This is a genomic window from Metabacillus rhizolycopersici (assembly GCF_020075705.1).
The window spans coordinates 40981-66380 of the sequence record NZ_JAIQUM010000002.1 but is presented as its reverse complement, the minus strand read 5'-3'; the positions used below and the strand labels follow the sequence as shown (position 1 = coordinate 66380).

At 35.9% G+C, this 25400-nt stretch carries 24 protein-coding genes and 1 pseudogene; 11 read left to right on the top strand and 14 right to left on the bottom strand.

Going from position 1 to position 25400, the window contains the following annotated elements:
- Positions 1 to 32: 32 nt before the first annotated feature.
- Both K9V48_RS01365 and K9V48_RS01360 read right to left on the bottom strand, forming a co-directional pair.
- Entirely contained in the window at positions 33 to 1748 is a 1716-nt protein-coding gene (locus tag K9V48_RS01365) for a GMC family oxidoreductase (protein WP_224136232.1), read from the bottom strand.
- A 24-nt stretch (positions 1749 to 1772) separates the two neighbouring features.
- The gene (locus K9V48_RS01360; protein ID WP_224136230.1) at positions 1773 to 2534 is read right to left on the bottom strand and encodes a gluconate 2-dehydrogenase subunit 3 family protein; all 762 of its coding nucleotides are present in this window, start codon (positions 2532 to 2534) and stop codon (positions 1773 to 1775) included.
- 615 nt (positions 2535 to 3149) lie between these two features.
- Here K9V48_RS01360 and tatC point away from each other — a divergent pair.
- The 3 genes from tatC to K9V48_RS01345 all read left to right on the top strand — a co-directional run bounded on the left by tatC (position 3150) and on the right by K9V48_RS01345 (position 5100).
- Entirely contained in the window at positions 3150 to 3860 is a 711-nt protein-coding gene (gene tatC, locus K9V48_RS01355) for a twin-arginine translocase subunit TatC (RefSeq protein ID WP_224136228.1), read from the top strand.
- Between the two features lie 244 nt (positions 3861 to 4104).
- Positions 4105 to 4308 carry a twin-arginine translocase TatA/TatE family subunit gene (gene tatA / locus K9V48_RS01350; RefSeq protein ID WP_224136226.1) on the top strand — a complete coding sequence of 68 codons (204 nt, stop codon included), beginning with the start codon at positions 4105 to 4107 and terminating at the stop codon, positions 4306 to 4308.
- Between the two features lie 441 nt (positions 4309 to 4749).
- Positions 4750 to 5100 (top strand): c-type cytochrome, encoded by a 351-nt coding sequence (locus K9V48_RS01345; RefSeq protein WP_224136224.1) that lies wholly within the window; start codon positions 4750 to 4752, stop codon positions 5098 to 5100.
- A 160-nt stretch (positions 5101 to 5260) separates the two neighbouring features.
- Here K9V48_RS01345 and K9V48_RS01340 read toward each other — a convergent pair whose 3' ends face one another.
- From K9V48_RS01340 to K9V48_RS01330, 3 genes are all read right to left on the bottom strand, one after another.
- Positions 5261 to 5521: a hypothetical protein gene (locus K9V48_RS01340; protein WP_224136222.1), complete on the bottom strand. Its 261-nt coding sequence runs from the start codon at positions 5519 to 5521 to the stop codon at positions 5261 to 5263.
- Positions 5522 to 5869: 348 nt separating this feature from the next.
- Positions 5870 to 6982 carry an ABC transporter ATP-binding protein gene (locus K9V48_RS01335; protein WP_224136220.1) on the bottom strand — a complete coding sequence of 371 codons (1113 nt, stop codon included), beginning with the start codon at positions 6980 to 6982 and terminating at the stop codon, positions 5870 to 5872.
- Positions 6983 to 7111: 129 nt separating this feature from the next.
- Positions 7112 to 8011, bottom strand: coding sequence for a PucR family transcriptional regulator (locus K9V48_RS01330; RefSeq protein WP_224136218.1), 900 nt, complete (start codon positions 8009 to 8011; stop codon positions 7112 to 7114).
- A gap of 192 nt (positions 8012 to 8203) precedes the next feature.
- Here K9V48_RS01330 and K9V48_RS01325 point away from each other — a divergent pair.
- Positions 8204 to 9749, top strand: a pseudogene (locus K9V48_RS01325) (RNA-guided endonuclease InsQ/TnpB family protein).
- Between the two features lie 295 nt (positions 9750 to 10044).
- Here K9V48_RS01325 and K9V48_RS01320 read toward each other — a convergent pair.
- From K9V48_RS01320 to K9V48_RS01295, 6 genes are all read right to left on the bottom strand, one after another.
- A complete protein-coding gene (locus K9V48_RS01320; RefSeq protein WP_224136216.1) occupies positions 10045 to 10224 on the bottom strand; it encodes a hypothetical protein in 180 nt (59 codons plus the stop codon).
- A gap of 56 nt (positions 10225 to 10280) precedes the next feature.
- On the bottom strand, positions 10281 to 10490 hold the full coding sequence (locus tag K9V48_RS01315) for a YheE family protein (protein ID WP_224136214.1): 210 nt from the start codon (positions 10488 to 10490) through the stop codon (positions 10281 to 10283).
- A 67-nt stretch (positions 10491 to 10557) separates the two neighbouring features.
- Complete coding sequence (locus K9V48_RS01310) at positions 10558 to 11601, bottom strand: YheC/YheD family endospore coat-associated protein (protein ID WP_224136212.1); 1044 nt, start codon at positions 11599 to 11601, stop codon at positions 10558 to 10560.
- On the bottom strand, positions 11588 to 12964 hold the full coding sequence (locus K9V48_RS01305; RefSeq protein ID WP_224136210.1) for a YheC/YheD family endospore coat-associated protein: 1377 nt from the start codon (positions 12962 to 12964) through the stop codon (positions 11588 to 11590). Before K9V48_RS01305 ends, K9V48_RS01310 begins: the two co-directional genes overlap by 14 nt.
- On the bottom strand, positions 12957 to 14054 hold the full coding sequence (locus tag K9V48_RS01300; RefSeq protein WP_224136208.1) for a YheC/YheD family endospore coat-associated protein: 1098 nt from the start codon (positions 14052 to 14054) through the stop codon (positions 12957 to 12959). The genes K9V48_RS01305 and K9V48_RS01300 overlap by 8 nt, the downstream gene beginning before the upstream one ends.
- Before the next feature lie 80 nt (positions 14055 to 14134).
- Complete coding sequence (locus tag K9V48_RS01295) at positions 14135 to 15496, bottom strand: YheC/YheD family endospore coat-associated protein (protein ID WP_224136206.1); 1362 nt, start codon at positions 15494 to 15496, stop codon at positions 14135 to 14137.
- A gap of 525 nt (positions 15497 to 16021) precedes the next feature.
- Here K9V48_RS01295 and K9V48_RS01290 point away from each other — a divergent pair.
- A complete protein-coding gene (locus K9V48_RS01290) occupies positions 16022 to 16369 on the top strand; it encodes a YlbF/YmcA family competence regulator (RefSeq protein WP_111615565.1) in 348 nt (115 codons plus the stop codon).
- 298 nt (positions 16370 to 16667) lie between these two features.
- Positions 16668 to 17537, top strand: a complete 870-nt coding sequence (locus K9V48_RS01285) for a Cof-type HAD-IIB family hydrolase (RefSeq protein WP_224136204.1) — start codon at positions 16668 to 16670, stop codon at positions 17535 to 17537.
- Positions 17538 to 17592: 55 nt separating this feature from the next.
- On the opposite strand, the gene K9V48_RS01280 is transcribed toward K9V48_RS01285, so the two are convergent.
- Positions 17593 to 18141 (bottom strand): hypothetical protein, encoded by a 549-nt coding sequence (locus K9V48_RS01280; protein WP_224136202.1) that lies wholly within the window; start codon positions 18139 to 18141, stop codon positions 17593 to 17595.
- Between the two features lie 138 nt (positions 18142 to 18279).
- Here K9V48_RS01280 and K9V48_RS01275 point away from each other — a divergent pair, with 138 nt between their 5' ends.
- Both K9V48_RS01275 and K9V48_RS01270 read left to right on the top strand, forming a co-directional pair.
- Complete coding sequence (locus K9V48_RS01275; protein ID WP_438803858.1) at positions 18280 to 19134, top strand: phosphatidate cytidylyltransferase; 855 nt, start codon at positions 18280 to 18282, stop codon at positions 19132 to 19134.
- A 68-nt stretch (positions 19135 to 19202) separates the two neighbouring features.
- Positions 19203 to 19865, top strand: a complete 663-nt coding sequence (locus K9V48_RS01270; protein ID WP_224136198.1) for an MOSC domain-containing protein — start codon at positions 19203 to 19205, stop codon at positions 19863 to 19865.
- 172 nt (positions 19866 to 20037) lie between these two features.
- Here the strand turns inward: K9V48_RS01270 and K9V48_RS01265 are convergent, their stop codons facing one another.
- A complete protein-coding gene (locus K9V48_RS01265) occupies positions 20038 to 20367 on the bottom strand; it encodes a hypothetical protein (protein WP_224136196.1) in 330 nt (109 codons plus the stop codon).
- 339 nt (positions 20368 to 20706) lie between these two features.
- Between K9V48_RS01265 and K9V48_RS01260 the strand changes: the two genes are divergently transcribed.
- The 3 genes from K9V48_RS01260 (at position 20707) to K9V48_RS01250 (ending at position 23928) form a co-directional block, all read left to right on the top strand.
- Positions 20707 to 22203 carry a coproporphyrinogen III oxidase gene (locus K9V48_RS01260; RefSeq protein WP_224136194.1) on the top strand — a complete coding sequence of 499 codons (1497 nt, stop codon included), beginning with the start codon at positions 20707 to 20709 and terminating at the stop codon, positions 22201 to 22203.
- A 405-nt stretch (positions 22204 to 22608) separates the two neighbouring features.
- Positions 22609 to 22893: a DUF3219 family protein gene (locus K9V48_RS01255; RefSeq protein ID WP_224136193.1), complete on the top strand. Its 285-nt coding sequence runs from the start codon at positions 22609 to 22611 to the stop codon at positions 22891 to 22893.
- An 18-nt stretch (positions 22894 to 22911) separates the two neighbouring features.
- Positions 22912 to 23928, top strand: a complete 1017-nt coding sequence (locus K9V48_RS01250; RefSeq protein ID WP_224136191.1) for an LLM class flavin-dependent oxidoreductase — start codon at positions 22912 to 22914, stop codon at positions 23926 to 23928.
- Positions 23929 to 24025: 97 nt separating this feature from the next.
- Here the strand turns inward: K9V48_RS01250 and K9V48_RS01245 are convergent, their stop codons facing one another.
- A complete protein-coding gene (locus tag K9V48_RS01245; protein WP_224136189.1) occupies positions 24026 to 24973 on the bottom strand; it encodes a sugar ABC transporter substrate-binding protein in 948 nt (315 codons plus the stop codon).
- Between the last annotated feature and the right edge of the window lie 427 nt (positions 24974 to 25400).

The window sequence follows — 25400 nt, the reverse complement described above, 5'->3', positions numbered from 1 at the left end:
ATCGAAAGAAATGCTAAGGTAAGTGTCTCACATTATACGAGAGAACCGCCTTGCTGAAGGTATTTAACTATTCCTTCAGCAGCTCTATATGAAAAGGCCCCTAGTGTACCAGTCGGGTTAAAACAACTGTTATGAGGAAATGCTGAAGCACCAGCAACAAATACGTTTTCTGCATCCCACATTTGCAAGTAAGTGTTGACTGCTGAAGTTTCAGGCTCAGCACCCATAATGACCCCGCCTGTGTTATGCGTATTCGTATCTACATTTACGTTAAATGGTGATTGTTCACCAACGGTATCAATATGATCTGGTCCCATTTCTTCTGCAATTTTCCTTGTAACCTTTGCCATGTATTTTACTAACTCACGATCCTGTTCTGTATAATCATAAGTCATACGTAATAAAGGCATACCGTAAACATCTTTATAAGTAGGATCCAGATCAAGATAATTTTGTTTGTGAGGCATGCTTGCACCTTGTGATTTAACTTGCAATATGCTATTTGCATATTTGATCGATTGTTTCTTGAAATCCGCTCCCCACGAAGGTGTTCCGATTGGAGCATTATTATTCGCAATTGGGCGGTTACCATATTGGGTCGTACGGATACCTGAACCGTGGATAAAGTTTTCATTTGTATGGTCAAAATTATCGCCTGTGAATTCAGCAATCTCAATACCTAATGCACCTGCACCTCCATATAGATTGAACTCTCGGTCATTATAGTATAAAGAGGAATATCCTGAACTTACTTGGTAACAATAATTTTTACCGATTACACCTGTTCCAGTAGTTGGATCATAAGGTTTTCCAAGACCTGAATTAAGCAAGAGTCTTGCATTATTAAATACATAACTTGCTACGACAACTATTTCTGCGGGTTGTTCAAACTCTTCACCAGTGAATGTATTGACATAAACAACACCTGTTGCTTTCGTGCCATCATTTAAAATGCGTGTTACGTTTGAATATGTACGAAGATCAAGGTTGCCAGTTTCTTTTGCTACAGGAATAACTGTCACAACTGGATCAGCTTTCGCACCGTACTCACATCCGAAGTTTTCACAGTAAGCACAATATTGACATGCTGCACGTGAAATACCATCCGGATTTTCGTAATTTTCGGATAAGTTAGCCGAAGGTATCATATATGGTTTATAGCCGAGCTTTTTCGTCGCTTTTTCAAATTCTTCTAAAACAGGTGTTTTTATCATCGGACCAGTTGGATATGGATTTGAGCGGTGACCATAAAGTTCAACTGTTTCACCTGAAATACCTGCCATTTTTTCAAATGTATCGTAATATGGTTCCATTTCTTCGTATGTAATGCCCCAATCCTGAAGCAGATAATCTGGTTTTATTTTATTTGCGCCATATTTCTTTTCAGTTAGAGATTTAATTTCAAAATCATAAGGTAGAAAGCGGTACGTCTGTCCATTCCAGTGGCTTCCAGCACCCCCAAGACCATCACCAACAATAAATGTCCCATAATGGCGCATTGGCAGTGCTCTCATCTTTCCATTAATACGAGAAGTAATGGTTTCTTTTGATAAGTCTTGCATTAACTCTGTTCGATGCTGGAAACGGAGTTCGTCATGTACCATTAAATAATCGCTCATCTTTCTTTCTTTACCACGTTCAAGCCCAACAACTTTAATTCCTGCTTTTGTTAATTCTGCTGCAATAATACTTCCAGCCCAACCCATTCCGACAACAACAACCGGTACCTTTGGCAATTTTTTAGCCATGTATGTCACTCCTCTCTATTATGATCAATGTCCCATATGACTTTGAAGGTTATTTGGCTCCAGTTGTACAAATTTATCACTTTGGATTTCTTTTGTATAACTCATTCGAGTTCCAGGATACTTTCGCATTTTCCATCCAAGCATTTCCTTATTTCCGCCATACATTGGGTCAGAATAGACACCTTCCATGGTTAAATTTCTGAGCATTTTGAAAAATACCGATGTTGGAACACCTGAAAGTGAATTTGCTTCACCTTTCTCAAATGCAATTAACACTTCATCTTGTTCTTTTGCTTCTAATTCTGTAAATTTCTTTTGATATTTTTTATTGCTGTAATCATCTAGTGCTTTTATGCCTAATCTGAACAAATCTTTACGTAATATGCGGATTTGTTGGCCTTGGGTCGGATCCGGATCATAAAATGGCCCTAATCGATAATCCTTTGCATTTACGCCCCATTGACTCGCAAGTTGATGATCAATATAAATAGCTGCATTTAATTCCATAGCCCCTGGACCAAGTTCATCCTTTGGGAAAATACGTTCAGCCGCGGCCATTGTCGTCTGATATTCATCAGGATAAAAAAACATTAAGGCCTCATTCGGATTAGCGGCTTGCGCATGAGTTGTTTGTTCTGTTTTCACATCACTTTCAGGGCTCCTTCCAAACAGGCTGCCAACTGCTCCGCCTATAATGAGACCTCCGACTGTTAAACCGGAATTCTTTAGAAAGGTACGTCTAGTACTAACTTGTTTTTCGATTTGACTTTTTTCTTTGTCCGACAAAAAAAAACCTCCTAATTCGTAATGAAGAAAAGTGATTATCCTGCAAATTAAGCAAATCACCTTTGTTTGTGGTCATTACAGAATTCTGATAATTAATTAACTAGATTATTACCACTCATAATCTCTTATTTATCGAATAAATCGGTAAGATTGATAAAAAGGGAGATACTTATTTTTCCATAAGTATCTCCTGAATTTTTTGAAAATAAACGTAGTAGAAAACGATGGAGAAGGGTGCATTGTCAGTTTTATTTTTTGTCTAGACTTTAAAGGGGAATAAAAAACGAAACAAAAGTAAAAATGAAGGTCTGTTTTATCAGAAAAAATCAGAATGATACATCAAAAATGATGTGTAAAACACATTTCCTGATTAACAACGTCAAACTCTGGTAATTCTAGTAACATTTAAAAAAATACTAAAACGTCCAGCACGTAAAATATTGTATGGTAAATATGAATTTCCCCTTAGACTTCATTCCTCTTTGAAAAAATCAATCAGGGCTGGATGACAAACACACTATGGAGAATTAGTGGCTAAATACACAATGTTTACATACGTACGTCCGATGTGTCGAAAAAGCCTCACTTTATATGATAAATTAGGTGGTTAGAAACATGGAACAAGAATACACTCTTGTCGAACATTTAACGGAGTTAAGAAAACGGATAATTATTACAGCGGTTATATTTATTTTGTCCCTTGGAATAGGGTTCAGCGTTGCATCTAAGCTACTAACATTAATTAAATCACAACCTACTGCTGTAAATGTGGATTGGAATGTATTTGGTTTTACAGATGGAATCATAATTTACTTTAAGTGTGCCGTTATCATTGCCATACTGCTTACTTTACCAATAGCATTGCACCAAATCTGGTTATTTGTAAAACCAGGATTATCAGAGGAAGAAGCGAGAGGTACTGTTAAATATATTCCGATTTCCTTTTTCTTGTTTCTTTCTGGTGTAAGTTTCAGTTATTTTATTTTATTTCCTTTAATGTTGGATTTTATGTCAACGATCAATCAATCGGTAGGCGCAACAGAAACCTATGGAATGAACCAATACTTCACGTTTATGTTTAACTTGATCATCCCAGTTGGTATTGTTTTTGAAATGCCTGTTGTCATACTGTTTCTAACAAAGCTAGGAATAGTAGAGCCAAACTCATTAAGGAAAATGAGAAAAATCTCATATTTTATATTAGTGATAGTGGGTGTTTTAATATCACCGCCGGATTTTATTTCTGATTTCCTGATTGTTATCCCCTTATTAGTCTTATTTGAAATTAGTATCTTAGTTTCTAGTTGGTCTTTTAATAGAAAATAGCAATGTAAAAATGTTTTCGCTCCTGGAGCTTCTTCACATCCAACGAGACTCTGTCGAAAACCACCAACGGCTAAAAGTCTCACTTAATAGCAAATTAACGGGAGTAAAATCTCGACTTTAAGGTGCGGTGGGAAGGATAAGTTAGGAATAAACTTCTTAAGTCTAGCTAATCATCAGCAGAGATGGACAAAACCCGATAGATGGTAGTTTCACTTTAAACTTTATTATAAGAGGAGGATACAACATGCCGAATATCGGTGTACCGGGATTAATTTTAATTCTGATTATTGCTTTAATCATTTTCGGACCGGCCAAGCTGCCTCAGTTAGGACGAGCTGTCGGCCAGACCTTAAAAGAGTTCAAAAACTCTACAAAAGGAGTGGTCGATGAAGTAACAGAGGAATTTGTATTAGAAGAAAAGCAAACAGAACTAAAAAGGAAAAATTAAAGATAATAATGTGCAAAATAGTTCTACCAGTTATTTAATCAATAGCTGGTAGAACCATGTAAAATTGAACTCCAACATTAATAATGGTTGTTGTACAGGGAAAAAGGATTATCTATTTCTGATTAAGACCATAAAACCATCTGTTTTTAGAGGTCTATTAAATGCTGCATAATTTGAAGGAGATAAGAGATGATAAATAATATCAAATTCCTTATTCTTTGGTAGTGTTTTTATAAGATTAGAATCCGTTTAACCCTTTCTTTAAGTAGCCATAAATACGGATACAATCATTGATACAAACCAAGGTTACTGCGATATAGCCATTCCACTTTATCTTGCCTTAACGGTCAGTAAAACTCCCGCCGATGGAATCATTCTTCATCACTTATTAATATTCGAAAAGTACGTAACACTAAATGCTTTAATTCAGGAGGGTATAAGATGAAAAAAACATTGATTACTTCTGGATTCAATCTTATTCTTTTAGGATGTCTTGTATTTTTATTATTTTTTTACGAAGGTTCGCAATCTTCACAAGCAAAAAGTGCGGGTGGGGAAGAAACAGCTCCTTCTGGTGGTAATTCAGAGGAGATTGTAAGTAAAAGTTGCATTTCTTGTCACGGAGATAATTTACAAGGAGGAATGGGACCAGCTTTAGATAAAATTGGTTCAAAATATAATCAAAATGAAATAGAAGATATTATTAATAATGGTAAAAATGGTATGCCAGCAGGGGTTATTTCAAAGGAAGAAGCTACAGTTGTTGCTGAGTGGTTATCACAGAAAAAGTAATGAATATGACTTATCGTCAATGACATAACCCTAAGTAAACAAAAAATATAATACAAACAGCCTAAGTCCAATGAATATGACTCAGGCTGTTTGTATTATATTTGAAAAAAGTAGTGGTTTGCAATAATGATTTGTAGCAAAGTGTATGATAGGAATAAATTTAGAAAAAAGATGACCAGTTAAAAACGATAGACCATACAACCATATTAAATAATAGGCCTATAATAAAAAAAGTCCATTGATTTTTTTTCTGTCCCCAACAAGCAACCAAAATGGCAAGACCTATTGGAAGCCCAATAAAGGAAAGCCACGGAAAAGGGGTATAGGATTTATAAAGATAAATACCGAAGCATGCTGTTAGTAATAAAGATAGAAACCCCTCACTTAATAATGATAATTCAGATTTAACGTGAGTACTCATTTTCTCCCTCCTTGATAAACATATAATTCCAATATTAGATGACAGTTATTCAAAGGTTCCGTTTTTCACTCATGTTTCATTTGAAATGCAAAATACCGTTTGTTATTTTGTTTTACGCTTTTTTACTTAAAAGAGCATAACTAAAGCGGTAAGTTTCTTGATTGTAGTATATGTAATTGAAAAAAATATATAAATGGCCTTTTAAAACTGGTGCTTTTCATTTAATGTGTTCCTAGTGTTGAAAATCGTAGTTATTAACAACAATAAAAAAACAGTGCAATTTCTTGTGAAATTTGCACTGCTCTAAAGTTGGTTAACCGTCCGTAAAGACCAATAAGTCTCGCTTTATTATTTTTCACCATCAGGGCGGATTCTTTGATCTGTTTCGACATCGAAGAAATGAGCTTTGTTCATGTCTAGCGCTAATTCAAGTGATTGACCAGGCTTGACGTCTATACGAGAATCAACACGGGCGACGAACGTTTGACCATCAATTTCTGAGTAGAGCATGGTTTCTGCGCCCATTAACTCAGCAACTTCAACTTTTGCTGTAACTTTTGTATTCTGTGATGCATCAAGGAAAACTGGCTCATCGTGAATATCTTCAGGACGGAGGCCTAAAAGGATTTCTTTGTTTACATAACCTTGGTCGCGGAGGTATTTCATTTTACCTTCAGGAATCGTTACAGACGTTGTTCCAAAAGAGAATTTACCATCTGACAATGTCCCTTGGAAGAAGTTCATTGCCGGTGATCCAATGAATCCAGCAACGAAGGCATTTTCCGGCTTATCATAGACTTCTTTAGGTGACCCAACCTGTTGGATAAAACCATCCTTAAGGACAACGAGTCGAGTAGCCATTGTCATCGCTTCTGTTTGGTCATGTGTCACGTAGATTGTTGTTGTTTGTAAGCGTTGATGTAATTTTGTAATTTCTGCACGCATTTGAACTCGCAGCTTTGCATCAAGGTTTGATAAAGGCTCGTCCATTAAAAATACTTTTGCATCACGAACGATTGCACGCCCCAGTGCAACGCGCTGACGTTGACCACCTGATAAGGCCTTTGGCTTACGTTGTAAATATTGTTCTAGGCCAAGAATTTTCGCAGCATCTGTCACACGTTTTTCAATTTCGGCTTTTGGTACTTTTCTTAACTTTAAACCGAATGCCATGTTATCGTATACGCTCATATGAGGATAAAGAGCATAGTTTTGGAAAACCATCGCGATGTCACGATCCTTAGGTGCCACATCGTTCATCCGTTTTCCATCGATAAAGAAATCACCTTTTGAAATTTCCTCTAATCCGGCTACCATACGTAATGTTGTTGATTTCCCGCAACCAGATGGACCTACGAATACGATAAATTCTTTGTCTTGGATGTGAAGGTTAAAGTCCTCTACCGCTGTTACTTTATCGTCATAAATTTTATAAATATTTTCTAATTTTAACTCTGCCATCTTTCGTTCCCCCTCATTTATGTAAACGTTTTAATATATACTTATTGTAAGGGACTTTAAGGGGAGGTGTATACGGACAAGTTGCACGAAAAAATTGTGGGTTCTTTTGTGCATAGTGTAAACGCTCTCCTAATTTTCGTGACGAACGAGCATAATTGCAAGAAACATAAATGTGGCATTAGAAAACGTACGAATGTCCACCCCAGTCTTTTCTAGCAACCTTTCTAATCGATAGTGCAGGCTATTTCGGTGAATAAACAGCCTTTTTGCGGTCGATGAAGCATTTAAGTTTGATTGTAAAAAAGTCTCAATCGTATGAAGAGTCTCTCTGTCCTCAAGTGTTTCTACTAAATGATTTGACAAAATGTCTTTTTTGAAGCTAGAGGGTGCTTTTATAATGAGTAATGGTAACGCCTCATAAAAATTTAGTGCCTTTTCTTGATTAGCGGAACGGTCCATCGCTTGAAAACAGCTATGTTCTAAGGAAAATTTCCTATTTAAATCAGCGTCATTTTTCTGTATCTGACCAATATAGAAAGTGGACTCTATGTAAAAATCAGTTGTTAATGAGGCGCTTAAAGCTTTAAAAGACTCAACTTCAGAAGTGGTTGTAGGTTTGTCCTCAATAATAATACCATGTGAAAAATCGAGCCAAATGATTAAATCTGAGTGAATAATACCTCGAATCGCTTCTTCAAAACTTTGTTTATCATCCATAATCTGTTTTAAATAAAAATAGTAAAAACGGACTGTAGAATGTTCGGCTGGCAGAGGGGACTGTCCATCGTTATTTTCTGAGTATAGGTAATCAATCCACTTACGTTGGATAAGTGTTAAGGAATCTTGATTCAATGTTTCTACTGGTTGAAATAATACGGAGAGTAGCTCTCTCTCTTTATCGGCTAATGAAGTTTTCTGAATACCAAATGTTTGTCCAAGCTCAGTTTGAAACCAATCGAACGTTGAATCATTTGGGTGATAAGTTGTGGTCATGGCTTCTTTAAAGTGTAGCATTAGGTTTTTTATCATCGAGATGCTCCTTAAATACATAATTCTTTTTATCAACTATGCCGAGAGTACCCCTTCTTCAAAAACGAATGTTTTAAGGAGGGGGTGAATTGGAGGTTTTGAATTGTTTTGTAATTTAAAATGTTATGACTAGATTTTAATATGAAAACTTGGTAAAACATAGTTCCAAACAAGTGTTCTAGAGGTGAGATCATAACAAAAGAAAAACAATATAAAGCTCAACAAATTTGGATTAAAAAAGGGCACCGAATGTATTCATATTTCAAGAATTTGTGTAAGAATGCGAAAAATATGTACAATACCACTAATTTTTATTACAGACAGGTTTATACCGGTTTAACGCAGGATAAGGAACTACAACCTTTACAAAAGGAAGTTCTAGCAACGATTGAGAGCAATATTGAAAAAATGAATGAGATTCAAAAAGCTGCATACCAACAGAAAGTAGCGAAAGAGAAATTAAAGCCACAAGAAAATCAAAAGAAGATTAAGTGCAATTTGTTTGAAGTTCCTACAAAGGAAAATCCTTATGTCGATTATAATTTTCTAGATTCACTGTTTAAGGTGATCACTCAAAATGATTATCGCTCTCTACCTGCACAATCAAGCCAAGTAATTATGAAGACAGTCTTTCAAAATTGGAAGTCTTTTTTTGCTAGTTTAAAAGAATATAAGACAAACCCGTCAAAATACAAAGCAAGACCGAGAATTCCTAGATATAGTCGTGTTTCTGAAAAAGAAGTGTTATTTACGAACCAAGATTGTGTCATAAAGGAAAATAAATTTTTAAAGTTTCCGAAAACAAAAGAACAATTAAATATTGGTAAATTAGGTGTTTCTGAAGGGAAATTAAAACAAGTTCGAGTCATTCCGAAATACGGTCAGTATGTCGTCGAATTAGTTGTAGATGTGCCAAATCCAAGAGGAGAATTAAAAATGAACGGAAGATATATGTCGATTGATCTTGGGATTGATAATCTTGCAACCATCGTGACAAATACAGGTCGAGCACCTGTTTTAGTCAAGGGCAAAAACGTTAAATCCATTAATCAATACTATAATAAGATAAAAGCTCATTACCTTGGTATTTTACGTCAGGGAAAGAAAACAAACGAAGGTCCTTTTACTTCTAAGAGGTTGGAAAAACTACATCAAAAAAGGAATCTCAAATTAAAAGACATCTTTCATAAAGCTAGTTATCATATTGTCAAAACAGCCGTAGAGGAAGATGTATCTCTTATCATTATTGGGCAAAATAAAGAGTGGAAACAAGAAGTGAACATTGGAAAGAAAAACAATCAATCATTCGTCAACATTCCACACAAGATGCTTATAAATATGATTACATACAAGGCTGCTGAACACGGAATTAGAGTGGAAGTAACCGAAGAGTCTTATACATCTAAAGCTAGTTTCCTAGATCAGGATGGGATTCCAGTTTATGAAAAAGGAAAGAAGCATTCCTTTTCTGGTAGACGAATAAAACGTGGGTTATATAAAACTAAAAATAACATACTTATTAATGCAGATGTTAATGGAGCTGCAAATATCATGAAAAAGGCCATCTTACAATTATTTGGAGAAAAAGAATTTCATACAGAGTCTGTTCAGATCTTTCATCCACAAACGTTAGTCGTGTGATAAAAAGAAGTGTCAAATGCATGACAAATGGCATAGAGGGGCTGGGCGTAAACCGTTCGCTAATGTGACAGCTCCACTAGTGTTAATCGTACAGTAAGTAGGTTCGATACATTAGAAACCCCTTCCTCAAAGCTTGCTTAGGTGGGGGAATATTCATTATTATAGAAAAGATACACATGGTAAGAAAGCATTTTGTGTTTTGGTCACTATCAATCTACGTTATTCCGTTCTTAATGGGCAGAAGAAACTAGTTCAAGATTCAGGGAAAGGTGGGGGATAAGTGCCCGTAAAGATAAGGGCAAGTCACGTCCTATGAATGAGCGTTAACAGGAGGATTTCAGTTAGAGGTATGGGCATAAAAAAAGCTGCAATGATAATCGCAGCTTTTTCCGTTACAATGGTCGTTCTTCTTGTTCAAGATCTCTTGCTTCTTCAATATTTGTTGCATCTTCTCTCATATGTACAGAGCCGCCTGATAAGCCTTCATTTATCATACGATCAATATCCAAAAAGGCCTCGGCTTTTCCTTCATGATCCAAATCTTGCTTTACAGTGTCATCATTCTTTTTCATTGTTTAGAATCACCTCCGACATTAGTTTGTACTTGAGGTGCTCTTATCATTCATTTTCATTCGTAAACGTGGAAAAGCATTAATTCATGAATTTGGGAATGAATGTTCTTTTCATCTTCCTTAGTAGGTGATGTAGATCCCCATTCAATTTGCCCATTCTTATGGTAAATACCATCGAAATGAGTTCCTCTAAAATAAAAGGAAATTCGCCAACCGGGTAAACTTGTTTGTTTAAATAATGGTTTGTATTGAAAATGTGTAATCAATGTTATCGCTCCTTTCCTCATCTCTATGGAATAATACGGCAATTAGAGTGAAAATCCTTCTTATTTTTTAGTTTGTATTATTCAAAACACTAAACAACTGGACTAAATGAGTTATTCTCCTTTTCTGGATATCCCTTTCATCAAAGATCATCGGTTTAGAATTAACCTCAAAGATGATTGGTTTTCCTTCAGGTGTTAACCCAACATCCAATGAAAATTCTCCGATAAAACCGTATTGCTTTGTTAACAGAGCACCAACTGTTTCGGATAGCCAGTTTAATTCTTCAACAGGACATATATGTTTCATTTTTTCAAATGAAACAATTTCTCCCCCATTTGGAACATGTGTGATAATTGAGTTTTTAACGGCTTTACGTATACCGATTCCGCAAATTTTATGGAATCCATTATGGTTGTATAAGCAGAGAATTCTTAAATCATATTTGCAATTGTCGATCAGATCTGTTTGAATGTCTTTTTGAAGAAGATAGTGTCTTTGGTTAATGAGCTTTTCTACATCGTGCACAAAATCTGATTCGTCATATTTGATTCGGTTATTTTTCTTATGAATGTAGTAGGATGATTGATCGTAGACGATGTTATATATACCTTGTCCTTTATGACCATTTTTCGGTTTTAAATAAAGGGAATGATAGGTGTGTAGCTTATTTAGTAAATCGGTCATATTTGTATAAATCCAAGTTTCAGGTAAGTAGGATGTAAGCTGTTTTGACGTGGACAAGGTTTGGTGGATTTCCCATTTATCAAAAAAGCTAGGATTAAAAAAGTATTTATGCTCTTGTTTATATAAATGATAAAGTGATTGAAAACTAGTCGTTTCTTCATCCTTCCTAAAAGATACTTTATTATAGATGATATCTGGAAAGGGGAAAGAGATCGGCCCCCATTTTTCTTGTGATTCATAGTAGATATATCCCAAGACATGATCTTCGCAGACACCATCGGTTGTGAAAATAAAGGATAAACCACCAATCTTCATTATTTCCTTTTGGATGGACTTAAAAACGGATAAATCTCCACGAAAAGAATCCTTCTTTTGTCCTTTACTCGTTAAAATCCCAACTAGTGGGGAGTAATTAACGTTCTTCATAGATCAATTTCTCAGGAGTGAATATTGACTTCATTGATAAAAATAATCCGTATTCAAGTGAAGACTTCCGCGAAAGGAGATCTGCGTCCTTTAGTTCAGGATGACAAAAGATTGATCTACCAGGTTTGGAGTTTGCTTCAAACATCCAAATTTGTCCATTTGTATCAATGCCCAAATCAAAACCAATTTCACCGATAAACCCTTCGAGATTGTTATCAATGCTCATACTTAAAATAATTGCTGCCTCAGTTAAATCATGAAAAGCTTTCACTCTTTCCATGGGGTCATCATAAATTTCTTCCAGTGTTTTTACAACACCGCCATAATTTAAGTGTGTCGTGACACTACCTTTCCCAGCCACCTTTGCTGCAAGGGCGGTTACCTTCCAAACTCCGTGTTCATCTTTATTTGTATGGACCCGAAAATCAATCGCTTTCCCATCTAAACGAATTAGCTTAATCCCTTGCTGGGCTAAATAATTAGACAGTAGCTTGTCTTTAAAGGACACTTTTAAGAAATGTTCAATCGAAGGGTATTTTCTTAATCGGTTGATTTCATTTTCATCTCGATATCTAGAGTAGTAATGATTATCTTCTCGTGAATACATTAGCTGATAGACACCAAGACCTAAGCTACCGTTTATAGGCTTTAAATAGATATTTTGATACGATGCAAGCATTTCTTCCATTTTGCTAATCGAAGGAGTGCGGAAAGTTGCCGGTAAATATTTGGCTACTTGAGTATCATGGATTAAGAGTTGATGGATAGACCATTTATTAAAAAATCCTGGATTATACCACGGGATTGAGTATTCATCTGTTAAACGCTTTTTAACAAGTTTCAGTGCTTGGTGATTTTCGATACGTCGATTAGGTAACCGATCGTAAACCACGTTTGGAAATGGGAAGATTCCTTGTTCCCAGCCGTTTTTACCATAAGTAAAGCCTTGTATTACTCCTTCCTCCCAATTAATATGATGAGCACCAAACACGAATGTAAAGAGCCCAAGTGATTGATCAAGAGATAAAAATTTAGCGAAAAATAAAGAGCGTTCACCAATTGGGCGTAAATTGGATTCTGTAAATCCAGCGGTGAAAATTCCGATTAAGGGGCCTAAATTTAATATGCCTTCATGGATGAGGAGATGTGTTTTCCCTTCATTAGGAAGCATTAATTGATTTGCCAACTCTTGTGACAAAAGAATGCTTTGATCTAGCTCATCGCTGTAATTAATTTCACATGGAAGCAAAAGAGTCCCAAATGAAACGGTATGAATAAATCCGTATTCTTTCGTAGACATCGGTAAGTAGATTGTATGATCAATTGGGTCTGTTGTTGTCTTGATGGTATAAGTTTTATTCATTGATTTCGACTCCTTTAAGGGATGCTTGTTTTTGTAAAAAATTGCAATAGGCTAATGGTGCTTGAAAAATTCTTTCTGAGGAATTTGGATTTGTTTTAGTAACAGTTTTCCTGCCAGGTTTAGAATTCATATCTAAAATCCATACTGAACCATCATTTGCATAGCCAATATCAACACCGATTTCAAAAAGCCTGTTACATTTTTTCTCCAAAGAGGATGGCAGGTGCTCAGCGATTGTCTGAAGCTCATCTTCAAGTAGGATTTTTTGTCTAGATGTTAAGGCTGACGACCAATCTTCATAAGAGTGTGTTTCACCGCCGCTATTTAAATTGGAGAGGAAGGAGCCTTGATACCCTTTACGAACACCTTTGCCAACTAAGTCCCATTTTCCCTCTTGATCTTTTTGAAAAAACATTCGAATATCAAATGGATAACGTTGTTTGTCAAGAAGTGGAAGAAGTGGCTGAAGTAAATATGTTTGCTGTTGTATTAATTTTTCACACCATTCAGTAAATGCCTTGAGTGTGTGAAAATCTTTTGTTTTTTTTATTTTGCCCCTATGATAAGTGATTGTAATTGATTGACCGAGATAGCTGACGGCTACAATTCCAATTCCTCTGGAGCCATTCACTGGTTTTAATAAACAAGAAGATGCTTCCTTCAATTGATGGAGAATTTGAGAAGGATTTTGTATGAGTTCGGTGTATGGAAGATAACTACTAATAACAGAATTGCTTTGTAATGAAGTATAAATTTTCCACTTATCTGGTAAGCCAAAACCTAAAAATGTTGTTTGAGGATACTTTTTAAGCCAGTCGACGATTGGTTTGCTTTTTTGAGCTAGCTGTTTTTGATGATAAAAGCATCTGTCATAGATAAAGGAAGGGATAGGAAACAAATCTCTTTTCCAAATTTGAGAATGATGATCAAATTTCTCACCGTCAATCATTAATGTAGAAGGGTTAATCGATGTGGGTTCAAATCTAACACATTGAATGTTAAATTGTGAACTACGTTTGGCAATCTCAGTAGCATAACCATTCTCATGCTTTTTACTTAAAACTAAAAAGCCTAAAGTTACTTGTTCCAATACGGTCACCCCATTCACTCATTCCTACACAACCTTATATCGTAGATTGAACTTATACATAATCAAACTTGGATGTCTTCCTATTCGTTAAAGTGGGACAAAAATACACAATAATGGATGATAGCTCGTGCTGAGGGGCGAATCCTTCCCTTCTTTTGATTCTCTTCCGATTTCGATGGTTTCGTATTTACTTCAATGATCCAAGGATGACCAGCTTGATCAAAGGCGAGGTCAATCCCGAATTCAGCAAATTCACCACCGGCATGAAGATAAATAATATTGACAATTTCCAACGAAAGCTCAGCTAGCATCTTTCGTAAATGTAGCCCTTCTTTGTCACCATAAAGTTCAAATAAAACATCTTTTATTGGGAGTAGGTTACCACCTCTTGCTAGGTTCGCAACAAATTGGTTTTCACCAGAAATTCTAGCCACAGCCGAGGAAACCTTCCATTGATAACCATCCTTTTTGTGACATAAAATACGGAAATCAAGTGTATGATTTTTATAATTTTGAAGCTGAATGGTTTCTTGTAACATAAAGCCTTCTCTTTTTAAACGAGGGTAGAGTGTTAAATAGAGTTGCTGAAATGTATCATATTCTTTTTTGATTTCTCCAGAAAATGTCGTGAAATCAAGAAGGTATGAACCATCTTCTTTTTCCACTACTCTAAAAATTCTCTTCCCCTGACTGCCATTAATCGGTTTTATGAAGAGATCCTTTGTATCTTTGAGCATATTCTCTAGCGTGGATTTTGATTCTAATAACTGACCTTTAGGTAAATAGGGGGTAAGGTGTTCACTCGCAGATAAAATTTGATGTACCTCCCATTTATTTAAAAACCGATGATTAAAATAAGGTACTTTATTTTCAATCAAATCAGATTTGACTTGCAAAAAACGAGTAGATTGCTCAAGATTTCTGGAATGAATACGATTATGAACTACATCTGGATAGGGAACGATTGCCTGAATCCATTCATTTTGATTGAAGATATAACCGCTTAATTGATCCTTGTTGTAAGTAGATAAGGAAAAAATATAAAAAAATATGCCGTTTGTTGCACAAAATGTGGCAAGCTCTTCACAAAACTCATGAATCGATCCAAAGCTTACACCACTATCTGTCTTTCTTATCTCTGTTAACAACCCAACGATTGGACCGAGTTGAAGCTGCTGTTGGTTTACTAACTTTCCTTGGATGAAACAAGATTCTATTGGTAAATGGAGTTCATCCAAAATTTGTTCAGAAAGAGACAAACAGAGATGGTCCTTATTAATAAATACGATTGGACATGATACAGTATGCATTCCACAACCAATTTTCAATGAATGTAGCGATTTAGGAAGACCTAAATGTGCCCTTAATCCTTCGCTTATTTCACAAAAGTATGGTCTTGAAGTTGTTACTAAAGGTGTAATTTCTATCATCTTCTGTTTCATGACAAACCCCTCATTTGGTAGTCGTAAGGACATGTTCTAAGCTGCTCATAGGTAGGTGTTTTATCCCACCTTAACGGGCAGTAAAACTCCGGCTTCAAGATTCGAGAGAAGCAAAGAAGATAAGTGGGAGATAACTGCCCGTAAAGATCCGACGAACGATTGAGTCCAAGTCAGGCGAAGCCACAGGATGTGGCGTTCCTGAGCGTGATAAGTCTAGCTAACCATCAGTGGGGGATGCAGAAAACCCCCACTGATGGAAGTCTCACTTTATAAATATCGTATGATTTATGCACAAAATCGGTGAAGTTGTGGTTGTTAATGGTTATGAGCGATTAAATAACGGTAGGGGATGGAGCGGAACAATGAGCACCAGAAATCTATAGACAGTAAATCGATGCAGATGATAGTGGATTTCATGTAATCCTTAAGAAGGGGAATTTAAGGCATAAAGTGAAATTTTCAACATAGTTTGTTATAGTGTAGGAAGAGCCTGCAAGGGTCAATAATAGAAGGGAGGCTCATCATATGTCAGAAAATTTATATGATGTTGCATACAAATTAGAGAAAGCATTACGTGAAAGTGATGATTTTAAATCACTTAAGCGTCTATACGATGAAGTCAATGCAGACGAACAAGCAAGCAAAATGTTTGAAAACTTCCGTAATATACAATTAAATCTTCAACAAAAGCAAATGTCTGGGGAAGAAATTACAGAAGAGGAAATTAATCACGCGCAAAAATCTGTTCAGCTTGTCCAACAACATGAAAAAATTTCTCAACTCATGGCAGCAGAGCAACGTTTAAGCATGGTTGTAGCAGAATTAAACAAGATTATCATGAAGCCACTCGAAGAAATGTACGGAAGTCTTTAAGTCGCGGAACATACATAAAATTTCATCGTCCTTTAGAAACAGAATGGTAAATTTACTATTCTGTTTTTTATTTTTTCAGTTGTAGTGATGAATTCTATTTGATTGGTGGAAAAACCCCCACAATGGAGAGGAATATTCATGGTGGGCGTCACGCCGACTGTATTAGTCAGCTCATTGGTGCTCTTAGCACAGTAAAGATTAGATAAAGTATCCGACAACCTTCTACAGTTGTTCTATTTTTAATGAAAAGGACATAATCTCATAATAGGTTTTGACATCAGTAGAAGGGGGAACCACAGTGACTCATTATCGGTTACTTGCACTAAATATCGATGGAACCTTGCTTCGTTCGAACGGTCGCCTCCAGCCGTCAACGAAAGAAGCAATTGAATATGTAAAAGATAAAGGGATTTATGTGACGTTTGTGACAAATAGACATTTTCAATCAGCGAAAAAGATTGCTAAGGCGTTAAAGGTGGATTCTTTATTAGTTACACACGGGGGAGCATTTATTTCTGAGAAACTTGATGAGCCTTTATATGAAAAAAGAATTCCTGAAGAATTAACATTCAATCTAGTTCAAGTGCTTGAGAATTTCAAATGTAATATCCGACTCACACATGAACGTTTTTCGATAGGGAATAAAAAAAGAATTGCGTCTAATTTACTTAGTAAATCGATACTTAACACATCTGATTCGATGTTTTATCCAGTGCAATTTGTAGATTCTTTAGGTGATTCGCTTCGTGATGAACCGGTATCTGCTACAAAGATTGACGTGCATTTTTCAAAGGAAGAAGAAAAGGAAGAAGCAGCACAATTAGTAATGGATGCTTTTAATACGGTTGATGTAAAAGTGAATCAACCGAAAAAAATTGAAATAATAAGCAAGGGTGCTTCTAAAGAAAATGGATTACGCGCACTAGCTAACCATCTAAAAATTCCGTTAGAAGAAACAGTCGCAATTGGTGATGCAGACGATGATGCTGGTATGATTGCTTCAGTAGGTTTAGGAGTTGCCATGTGGAATGCACCATTTGAAGTAAAACATGCAGCTGATTGGGTGACGCGCTCTAACAATCAACAAGGCGTTGCTTACATGGTTAAGGAGCATTTTAGAAAGCAACAAAGAGCAGAATTTTTGCGAAAAATAAAAATAGATCAATAACAATGAAGAAGGGGAGAAGCTATTATGGCTTCCCCCCTTCTTGTGTTTCAATTAATTAAGTCTTTCTTAAATGCCCATAATCAAATAATTTTCCTTCGTATACGAACACTAACTGCTCATTTTGTCGAAAATCATCAGGAGTAATTAAGGCCGGTAATTTGTCCCATAGTTTTATTCCAGATCGATGAAGTACTTCTGCGACAAATTGTGAGCAAAAGTAAGAATTGCTAAATTCAACTGGCTCATTTAACGAAACGCCCAGTACACCGATAAGATTGTATAGAAACTTTTTTTGGTTCTTTTTAAAAATATTTAAAACTCTCTTCATTTTTTCAATATCCCGTTTAGATACTTCAAGTTTATAGATGACACAAGTTGTTTCAGGATATTTACTATACGTACCTGTAAAAATATCTTCCTTTACAAAACCGCCGTTAATCGGATTATTCGGATTTTTCCTTCCAAAGCTATATAGTTCTGTTAATTCAGCATCAAAAGAGATCGAGGCATGGTTATAAGGTGCCTTCGTATATTTTTTGATTGATTTTGTAAAAAGTGTCCCTGTATCTGTTAGTAATATATAAACATAGCTTTTCAATCTCATTGAATTTCCCTCTTTAATATTTTTCCAATTTCATCTATCCTTAATTATACAATATGCAACTTAGAGCAGGTGAAAAATTTGGTTACGACACTTTGGACACTTATAACGATTTTTTTAGGAGTGTCCTTCGTTACGATTATGTTTTCTGTAGTGAAAAGGAAAGAGCCTACCAAAGATTTCTCTACTGTGTTCGTACGGGTGAAAACATGGTGGGGAATGTTTGCTGTGTTTTGTTTAGCAACACTATTTAATCCGGTTGTTTCATTGTTATCTCTAATGGTTCTTTGTTTTTTTGGGTTAAAAGAGTATTTTTCGATGATGAAAAAAACAAGGAAAGCGGATCGACGATTATTTTTATGGGCGTACCTTGCAATTCCTTTACAGTTTTATTGGATTTTTATCGGTTGGTATGGCATGTTTATTGTCTTTATTCCGGTTTATGTATTTTTATTTTTGCCATTACCTAGATTAATCGGAAAAGGAACGAGTGGTTTTTTACGTTCGGTGAGTTCAACGCAATGGGGCTTAATGCTAATGGTATTTGGTTTAAGTCACTTAGCCTATTATCAAATTGCGTCACCGGAATATGGGGCAAACTTAGTATTATTTCTTGTGATCTTAACACAGGTCAACGATATTGTTCATTACTTCCTATCAATGTATGGTGGAAAAAGAAAGGTGATCCCTTCAGCAAACTCTAGTATTACATGGGAAGGATTTATCGGAGCTACTTTCGTCACAACAGTCGTATCATATCTCATTTACCCTTATTTAACACCGCTTGATTTAACATTTGGAATTTTGTCAGGAGTGCTTATCAGCTTTAGCGGTTTTTTTGGAAGTTTAACGATATCAGTCTTAAGGCGTGATTTATTGATAGGGAATAAGAAATTCGACTTGTTGAAAGAAAGCTATTTAATGAGAGTTGATAGCCTAACGTATACAGCACCGGTGTTTTTTCATGTGATTCGTTATTATTTTGATTTTATGTAGGGAAGACCGTGCAATCAGCTGAGCGAATCAAAAAGCTGAAATCATAATAGAAAGTGGGTGCTTGCACAATGGAAACTTGTAAAGTTGGAGAACTGAAGAATTTTTCAATAGGCTTACCGAAAAAAATGACGTATGGGGATGACAAAGAAATCGAGACAGGAATATGTAAACAAACAATCGAGGAGGCATTCTTAACGAAAGAAGGCTTTCGGGGAGATGGAGTTGCAGACTTACGATATCATGGTGGTCCTGACCGTGCTGTATGTGTCTATCCATATGAACACTATCGGCTTTGGGAAAAAGAATTCAACAACGCATTGCCGCCCTCAACATTTGGCGAGAATATAACCGTCACAAATATGCTCGAAAAGGATGTATGTATCGGAGACATTTTTAGGCTTGGAGATGCTGTTATTCAAGTAACTCAAGGTAGAATTCCATGTAGCACGATTACGAAGAGAACGAGTAATCCATTGCTTTTAAAAAGAATGGTTCAAACGGGGTTTACAGGTTATTTATGCCGTGTTTTAGAAGAAGGTAGTGTCCGAATAGATTCAAACATTACCTTATTAGAGTCCCATGCAAAACAAGTATCGATTCTTTATGGAAATGAGATTTATTTTCATAAGCAAAAGGATGTTGAAGGGATCAAAAGGGTATTGGGCGTGCAAGAATTGGCTTCTGAGTGGCAGCAGTTATTAGTGAATCGTTTGGATAAACTTATAACCTAAGCTTAAATTCGATTAATATATTTAAATGAAGTTATGATATTTATTCAAAAAGGTCGCCTTTCATTCATGCTGAAGGCGTCATTTGTAGTTGAAAAGGGATAGGGAAAGCTAATCTAGATTTTGCTTTCCCTATCCTTTCATGTAATGAATATGTGACACTCGTGCTTACTTCCTATTCCTTATATCTCAAATACTGATAATTTTCAGTAGGTTTACTTTCAATGATGTTGCCTTCATGATCCTTATAAACCTCATATTCACGATATACTTCAACGAAATATCCATCATCTTCTGTTATTTCAACTAGTTTACTTTCTAATAGAGGTATTTGCTGGGATTCTTGGTTGCTCTGATCATTTGAAGCATTTGCCGAGGCTGTTTCCTCAGTTGGTACAGGCAAACTTGTAATCGCATCTTCCCTTTCTGCAAATAGAGGGGAATCCAGGTATCCAATGATGGCAATTGCTGCAACAAGAATAAGGAGAGGAGCAATTTTTTTCAATGGTGTCACCTCCTAAATTAATTTGGTTTATCACTATTGTATGTTTGTCCTAGCAAAAGATATGACAGGAGTTTGCGCTTTTGTTCTTGGAAGATTACCTTCAGCAATGGATGTGGAAATTTGCTGAATGATAGATAAGTCCAAAAAGTTGATAGATTTTCAATTAAAGTCGATAGATTATGGACTTCTGTCAAGGAAATCTCCATAGTCACCAAAATTCTTGTACTGTGGATAAGCGCACGACATCTAGTTTGTTCTTCTAACATCTAACATTGACCTGTAGGGGAATTGTTTTGTACACTAAAAGAAGTGTTTTAAAAAGAGTAAAGGTGATTTTAAATGAAAATTTATATTAAAGGTATAGATGATGAACGTTTCCATAGACCATTAAGATTAATTGGTAATTTATTTTTTGAAGAAACTGAACTCTGCTTTACAAAAGGTGATGCAACCCTTGAAGCAGAGTTTTCCTTTGAAGAGAGCAATGAGAGGATTCAAATTAAAGGATATTTACGTACGGAAGATGGGAAGGAATTTGAAGCAACTAGAGAAAAGGATATTCCATCGTACTTAGAAGGCAAGGATCGTTTAAGACAAGTGAAAAATACCCTTTCTTACGTGTATTTAACCATCCTTCAAGACTACACGGGAATGATTCAAAAGTGGGGAATTCTCACAGGTATCCGACCGACAAAGCTTTATCACAAAAAAAGACAAGAGGGTATGTCAGAGCTTGAGATTCACCGTATGTTTAAAGAGGAATATTTGCTTTCTGATGAAAAAATTCAGTTGATGAAGGAAATAGTTGATCGACAATTACAGGTTATTCCTGATCTTGACACTCTTTCAAATGAAGTCAGTATTTATATTGGTATTCCATTTTGTCCAACAAAATGTGCGTACTGCACATTTCCAGCGTATGCAATCAATGGACGTCAAGGGTCTGTTACTTCATTTCTAGGTGGATTGCATTATGAAATGAAGGAAATTGGTCGTTGGCTAAAGGAAAAAGGAATAAAGATTACAACTGTTTACTATGGCGGGGGAACGCCTACTAGTATTACGGCAGAAGAAATGGATATGCTCTACGAGGAAATGGTTGAGTCTTTTCCTGGTGTTGAAAATATTAGGGAAATTACTGTTGAAGCTGGTAGACCTGATACGATTACGACAGAGAAGCTTGATATTTTAAACAAATGGAAAATTGATCGAATTAGTATAAATCCGCAATCGTATATTCAACAAACATTAAAGGCAATTGGCCGTCACCATACAGTGGAAGAAACAATTGAAAAGTTTCATTTGGCTAGAAGTAGGGGCATGAACAATATTAATATGGATCTAATTATTGGTTTACCTGGTGAGGGTGTAGAAGAATTTGATTATTCGCTTTCAGAATCAGCTAAGCTTATGCCAGAATCATTGACGGTTCATACATTATCGTTTAAACGAGCTTCTGAAATGACGAAAAATAAACATAAGTATAAAGTAGCGAGTCGTGAGGAAATAGGTACGATGATGGATCATGCTGTCCAATGGACGCGAGAGCATGGCTATGCACCTTACTATTTATATCGCCAAAAAAATATTCTCGGCAACTTAGAAAACGTAGGCTATTCATTAAAAGGACAGGATAGCATCTACAATATTATGATTATGGAAGAGCAGCAAACGATTATTGGAATCGGCTGTGGGGCGGCAAGCAAATTTGTTCATCCTTCAACAAGGAAGATCACTCATTTTGCAAACCCTAAGGATCCTAAATCTTATAATGATGGATTTCAGCATTATACAGAAGAGAAGATTAAAATTATGGAAGAGCTGTTTGCTGAGTAAGGCGATAGGGAGATGTGTTAATTAAGATGAAACTTAATTGGCATGTCTCCTTTTTTATTTTTTAGGAAATTATAAAAATTTTGTACTGTGGATAAGCGCACGTCATCCAGCGCAAGCGTCCGGACCCTCTATGGTCTAGCCACTTTTGAATTGAAGGCAAAAAACACCTTTTATTCAAAAGCGTCTTATGCTATGCCTGAGGCTGTTCAAGGCGCTTGCGCTTTTGTTCTTTTGCGCTTCAGGACATTTTATCTAGATGAGTTCAAGTAGCTCATGTTTTTCTTTGCTTTGCATACTATAAATCGTACTTTTCTGACGCTACACCTTTTAAAAACAAACAGCACATTTGCTACTCTATTATTCAACTGCTATATTTCTTATAAAAGGAAAAATGAGGGGCGATTCATGGTTAAAGAAATAGTATTAAATGATACTTTAATTAAAGTGTACGATTTTAAACAAGGAAAAGTGAATGATTTATATGAAATTTCAGTTTGCTTTGAAGTTACGAGTGAGGAGTATCATGATATAGCAACATTGCTCTATCAAGGGACATTTGATGTGAAAATTCCTGAGAGAGAACTATCGTTTAGGGGGAGAATTCAGCAATATTCTACTTCGATGACAAATTTATATGAAAAAGGGCAAGTTGGAAACTATTCATTAAGTTTGCTTGAAGTGAAGGAGTAAGAGAGGAGGAGTGAAGTGATGAAATTAAGCATTTTGGATCAATCACCAATTTCTTCAAGCCAAACAGCTAAAGAGGCATTAAATGAATCTATGAAATTAGCTCAAGCCGGAGAAGATCTAGGATATTCTCGTTACTGGATCGCTGAGCACCATGATTTTCCAGGACTTGCTTGTTCAGCACCAGAAGTGTTGTTAAGCTACATTGGAGCGAACACGAATAGAATCCGTATCGGTTCTGGGGCTGTTTTATTGCCCTATTATAAACCTTATAAAGTGGCAGAAGTTTATAATATGTTAGCTACATTGTTTTCTAATCGAATTGACATCGGGATTGGACGAGCTCCAGGTGGATCAGCTGAAGCTTCTAATGCGTTATCTGATAACTTTTTAGAGCAGGTGTGGGGCATGCCAAATACAGTGAATGATCTCCTTCATTTTTTAGACGGTCATTTTCCTGAAGATCACAGGTATGCGAAAGTCACAGCCTCTCCATTGCCAGAAATCTCACCAGAACCTTGGATTCTAGGTACAAGTAAAAAAAGTGCATTATTGGCAGCAGAAAAAGGGCTGTCTTATGCATTCGGAAAGTTTATGAGTGACAATGATGGAGTAGCTATTATCCAAGAATACATTGAGTTATTTACACCAAGAAAATTGGGGCAACGTCCTAACGTGATTTTAACTGTTTCAGCTATATGTGCAGAAACGAATGAACGAGCAAAAGAGATTGCTTTAAGTTCTCTTATATGGTCATTGCAAAAAGAAAAGGGAGAAGGCCACCTTGGCGTCCCTTCTATTCAAGAAGCAAAAAAATACGTGTTAAATCAAACAGAAAAAAACACTTTATCTAAAGCAAAACAAAATATGATAATCGGAAATCCTCATGTCGTGAAACAAAAATTGAACGAGCTACAAGCTTTATATAAAGCGAACGAAATCATGATTGTGACGATAACATACTCTCCGAAAGACCGAATTCGGTCCTATCAATTGATTGCAGAAGAAATACTAAAAAATAAATACGGCTCTAATTAAAGTAAACTTCCGCAATCGAGTACTCGTCCGGATTCACGAAATAAGTCCAATTTCTCAGCATTGAAATTGGACTTATTTACTCCTAAAACACATAAATTCATCTCAATACATTTTTCGCCAAAAAATCGATTCTTGATTTGGCATTGCTTGTTGTAACAATGTCAACGCCACTATCGATTTTTTGTTCTACATGTTCTCCCTTACTTGCCTTTAATGCTTTTTCCACGCTCAAATACCCCATATCAAAAGGATTCTGCGACAAGGTTATACTTAACGTCTCTTTTTCAACAGCCTGAAGCATTCCCATAGTACCGTCCGTTCCGATGACAGGAATATGTAAACCTTTTTCCTCTATTACTTTCAATGCATCTAAAGCTATGATGTCATTTGTAGCAAACAATCCTTTAATAGTAGGATGAGTTTGTATCATGTTACTCATTTCAGACGACATATGCGCAGTTTTATCAGATTCTAGCTGTTCTATCATAACTTCAATGTCAACGCTTTCTAGAACCTCTTTTGCGCCCTTAATCCGGTCATTCACAGCTGAATCAGTTTTTGAATCAACCATAAAAACTACTTGGTCTCCTGGGTACAGAAGTGACGATAATATTGCTCCTGCCATTTTCCCTAATTCAAGGTGATCCGTCCCAATAAAGAGAGTTTGATCTTTCCATTGAGCGTCTTTATTCAACATTAGTACTGGGATTTTTCTTTTTTCATATTCTGTTAAGACAGGAATCGTAACAGATGGTTCAATTGGCGTAATGATGAGTGCATCTGGTTTTTGTTTTAAAACATCTTCTAAGATAGCATTCTGTTTTGAGGCTGAATATGAGTCAGGAGCAATTACCTTTCCATCCATATTAAAATCAGCAACCCCTTTTTCTATTCCTGCTTTGACCGTTTTCGAGTATTCAGTTTCTAATCCATCTAAAACAACAACAATTTTAGGGTTTGTATCACTTAAAAGAAACTTCGCTATAAATGCTATTAAAACAGTAAGAAGAATGATAAAAACGAATGGAACCATTCTTTTTTTCATGATTCACCATCCTCTCATGATGCTATAAATGAATTGTTCCTAAGTCTCCTGAAAGATGAGCAATTAACTACATCCATAACTTTCATATTCTATTTTTTATTTACACTGGGGGAAATGAATTATTTTCAGTATAATCTAAAAATTAAGTGTGAGTAAAATGAGTATTTATCATGTTATGTATGAAAAAAGCTCATGGCAAAGGAAATAAGATGACACTAAGTAGATTTGAGATGTCTGACAAAAGCTGAAGTCTATAAAAAACGTTATCTTTTCAATTATTTTACTGAAAGAATAACGTTTTTTTGTTTCGGATGAATTTCAATTCTTTAGCTTGATGGATATGTAGTAGGGACCCTAAAAGAGGATATTCATTATTGTATCAACCAGAATGTAGAAAAAAGCTTGAAAAAGACTTACACACCGTCTA